This window comes from uncultured Bacteroides sp. (assembly GCF_905207245.1).
In the GTDB taxonomy this organism is placed as follows: domain Bacteria; phylum Bacteroidota; class Bacteroidia; order Bacteroidales; family Bacteroidaceae; genus Bacteroides.
This window is the reverse complement of sequence record NZ_CAJLKP010000165.1, coordinates 1-4,204: the sequence shown is the minus strand read 5'-3', so window position 1 is coordinate 4,204 and position 4,204 is coordinate 1. Positions and strand designations below refer to the sequence as shown.

The following is a 4,204-nucleotide window of genomic DNA, read 5'->3' as shown; positions in this document are numbered from 1 at the left end:
ATTTACGGAACAATTCCTGCTGCAGCAGGTGCATTTTGCTCAGTTGAAAGTCCATTTGGTACCTCCTGTCAATCAAAATCTGTAATAATTCGGATGCATGTGACCACATGTAACAACAAGGATCAACTTTGCGGTCATTGTAGCTTTTTTTGTACATATTGTCAATTTGCATTTTGAATACGAATTATTTGCTTTTTCGATTAAGGTGAACTATCAAGAGATATATACCTTTTAAACTAGGCAAACCACTAGCACTTGCCATAGATACATCTTTATGAGAAATACCGATTAATCACTCCGAAAATATGAATTGTACAAAACGGAGACATCAATTATAATCACTGACAAGGATTTAGCTAATCCAAACAAAATTGAGTGTTTTCACAACAATACAAAACGAAATTGAAAGGAGCTGACCTGTTATGAGTGCGAATAAGGGTCCTCTGTCTGGCATTCGTGTCCTTGATCTGGGCCGCCATATTTCTTGCCCGACTTGCGGTATGACACTAGGCGACTTAGGTGCGGAGGTCATTAAAGTCGAAAAACGTATCTGGGGCGATGATACTCGCCACAGCGGCGAAGAATACAAGGGCGTCAACCTGTATTATCCTACGGAGAACCGCAACAAAAAAAGTGTGACAATCAATTTCCGCAGTGACGAAGGAAAAAAGTTGTTGCGTGAGTTAATTGAAAAATCTGACGTACTTATCGAGAATTTCCGCCCCGGCACCATGGAGAAGATGGGGTTGGATTGGGAAACCGTTCACAAGTTGAATCCTCGACTGATTATGGCCTCTATCAATGGTTATGGGAAAGGCAGCCCCTACTATATGCGGCCTGGATTTGACTCCATCATGGCTGCGTCATCCGGTATTATGGACATCAATCGCAGTGAAGAAGGCCCCCGTATCACAGGTGGTATCTGGTTTATCGATATCATGGCTGGCATGTGGGCTACTATTGCGATTCTGGCAGCTCTCCATCGCCGCGAGGCCTCGGGCAAAGGACAGTATATTGATACCGCTATGTATGATAGTTGTCTGTTTGCACTGAACACGTTCATTCCCTTCTTTGACCAATCCGGCATTATTACCCGCAACTCTACCAAGAACGCTTATGACTGTCCTGCTGGTCAGTTTAATTGCAAGGACGGTAAGGTCATTTGTCTCGCAGGGCAGGACAGCTTGTTTGAACGCCTCCTGACCATAACTGACGACCCAATTCTTCATGATCCTCGATATAAGGATCACGCTGAACGGTTGAAGCCTGAGAATTACGATATAATTAACGGTGCAGTGGATCGCCTTATGCAAACGAAAACCGGAGCGGAATGGGATGAGATTTTTGACCGCATTGGCATTCCTGGCGGTAAAATTAAAGATTTAAGTGACGTAATGGCTTCTCCCGCCACATACGCTCGCAATGCTACCATTAAGCTAAACGTGTCCGGACTTGGGCCCGTTACTTTTCCTGGAACGCCGCTGTGTTTCTCCGATGATGAATTGGGCTTTGAACCTGCACCTGAGTTGGGCCAGCACAACAAAGAAATCTATTGTGATCTACTTGGTCACAGTGAGACTGAATTGGCGCAGCTATTAGAAAATCAAGATATTTAATGAGTCTTTCATATGATATGCAGCTCAGCTTTTACGCAGTGTTATAATCAAGCCAGTTGACATTTGTGGGAAATCTTACAAAAACCTTTCTCATTTTTTATGAAGAACCCTACAGCAGTGTGGAATATGAAATGTCTGCATGGCAGATGTTGACTGTATTCCATGCTGCTGTAGTCGCTAAACAGACGAAGAGGGACACGCAGGTGCAATATGCGGTTTTATCTTTGTCGCAAATCAAAATGAGACATTCTAATTTGACAGTGTAGTCTTTCACTACAAGCTTTCAGGCAATACAGCCAAAACGTCAAGCTCAGACGATTCTGTGCTTTTATGCTACACGAGCAAAGCAGATATTCAAGGAGAAAAATATGTACAATCAAGAACATAATGCGCTCTCTGTTTACTGTTGGACGATGACCTCTCACAGGTAATTAGGAGGCGGGAATGATTCGACGATTATATACATACTGCGGAAGCAGTACAAGCCCCTATCAAAATTTGGCAACAGAGCGTTATTTTACCGAAAAAGTGGTAGACAATGCATCCTGCATTCTCTATCTGTGGCAAAATGAAAATACCGTAGTCATTGGCCGTAATCAAAATGCTTGGAAAGAATGCCGCACGGGTCTTTTAGAGCACGAGGGAGGTAATCTTGCTCGTCGTTTATCTGGCGGTGGCGCTGTATTTCATGATTTGGGTAATCTGAATTTTACATTTAGTGTCAGCGAAGAGAATTATGATCTTTCGCGTCAGCAGCAAGTCCTACTCACAGCCTGCCGCTTGCTGGGTATCCGAGCTGAACTGTCCGGGCGCAATGATCTGTTGGCCGATGGGCGAAAGTTTTCTGGTAACTCCTATTATTCCCACAACGGAAAAGCATTTCACAATGGTACGCTGTTAATAAACGCCGATATGTCTAAAATGAGTCGCTACCTCAGCCCATCACAAGCAAAAGTTTCCAGTAACGGTGTGAACTCTGTTCGTGCCCGTGTAGTAAACCTAAGAGAACTGTGCCCGGGACTGACAGTTGCGACAATGGCCGCTGTTATGAATAAGGCGTTTGAAATTGTCTATGACCTTACATCCGTTCCATTACATGAAGAAGATTTTGACCAGTCTATATTGGATAAATTCCAGGCGGAGTTCAGCAGCTATGACTGGATATACGGGCACAATCTGGCATTTGATTTCTCATGTGGTGACAAATTCTCGTGGGGAGAGGTCAATCTGCAACTACGAGTAGAGGACGGCATGTGCCATGATATATCGGTATATACTGACTCGATGGATGCAGATCTGGCTTCCATTATAGAATGTGCGCTGAAAGGCTGCACTTTTTCTGCCGACGCATTGTGTTGTGCTGTGAACGCCACAGAAATTTCAGATAAAATCAGAACTGACATATGTGCGTTGATTCGCTCACAGAACCTCTGACAAATTTTGCACATAACAGTCGAGAGGGGGGCTACGCAAAGTGTCCTTCAAACGCAGAATATGGCTTGTATTGGCACTTCGGCTTATAATGCTCGAAATTGTACTGGTTGCTCTAAAAATTTATAAATTACTGGTATCACTCTGACACGGGGCCGATCACCCATCTGACACAGATAGTCGGAACAAATGATGAATATACAGGGCAATTAATACTCTGACGACCTTGCCATTATAGCAATACCTCTACTATTGCGTTATAATGCGTTGTAATCCAATGAGTTAAATAGACAAAGCCGTCGCTGGCAAAATGGTAATCACATTGCTTTGCTGGCGGCGGATTTCTCTTTGTTAAAGCCAATCTTGCGCGGGGAATTTTACTTCCATTAGAAATCAGTCTCATTCGATTTCTCTTTGTTTTCTGCAGCGCAAAATATGAGTAGCGTAATCATTTGTGAAACACTCATGTTTGTGGTATATTATTGCTGTCTTCAAAATGTCTGGAAGATAAGGATACTTGAATATGGTACCCGAACGAAAGAAAATTGATGATTTAGCTGGGGGCTGGCGGATATTTTTCATCGCCCTCCGCAGGCAGCATGGCTTATACGGAGTTGCTGTTTGATATTTGCCAGCAATTTGGCATCCACTATTATACGGCGACCAAGAAAGAGCGCTATTTCGTGGAAGAAGTAACCCGTGTCACTTAGGCAAAACAGCAGGAGGAGAAATCCAGTATTCCACAGAATATCCGTCCCGCATTCTCTGCTTGACCCACATTTTGACCCATACGAAAAACTTACCGCAAAACGAAAGAGCCACCCGACGGGAACGGAGTTCTCCGTTGGTGGCTCTATGCTTTTACCAAAGTATTCTCTTATTGCCTACAGTAGTGAAAAACACAATGATTTCCACGCTGCCGAAAGTTGCCCCACACCGGTGCTGACCCACACCCTGACCCACACGGGGAAACGAACGGACGGAGCACATGGAACAAAGAGTTTTCGACCTCATCCTTTTTGCGGTAAAAACGCCCGCAAAGCCTTATATACCAACGGCCGGAGGCCTTTTTATCACTTGGTAAGGATGAGGTCGGCGGTTCGAATCCGCCCAGCAGCTCCAAGTTAACAAACAGGTTTAGATGCCATGCGGTGAAA

At 44.2% G+C, this 4,204-nt stretch carries 2 protein-coding genes; both read left to right on the top strand.

Annotated features, from left to right (window positions below):
- Window positions 1-422: 422 nt before the first annotated feature.
- On the top strand, window positions 423-1,616 hold the full coding sequence (locus QZ135_RS24580; RefSeq protein ID WP_294615728.1) for a CaiB/BaiF CoA-transferase family protein: 1,194 nt from the start codon (window positions 423-425) through the stop codon (window positions 1,614-1,616).
- A gap of 444 nt (window positions 1,617-2,060) precedes the next feature.
- The gene (locus QZ135_RS24575; protein WP_294615726.1) at window positions 2,061-3,050 is read left to right on the top strand and encodes a lipoate--protein ligase; all 990 of its coding nucleotides are present in this window, start codon (window positions 2,061-2,063) and stop codon (window positions 3,048-3,050) included.
- The last annotated feature ends 1,154 nt before the right edge of the window (window positions 3,051-4,204 follow it).

Excerpts from the sequence above, each read along its gene's own strand:
- QZ135_RS24580 (WP_294615728.1), top strand. The coding sequence starts at position 423 with ATGAGTGCGAATAAGGGTCCTCTGTCTGGCATTCGTGTCCTTGATCTG.
- QZ135_RS24575 (WP_294615726.1), top strand. The coding sequence starts at position 2,061 with ATGATTCGACGATTATATACATACTGCGGAAGCAGTACAAGCCCCTAT.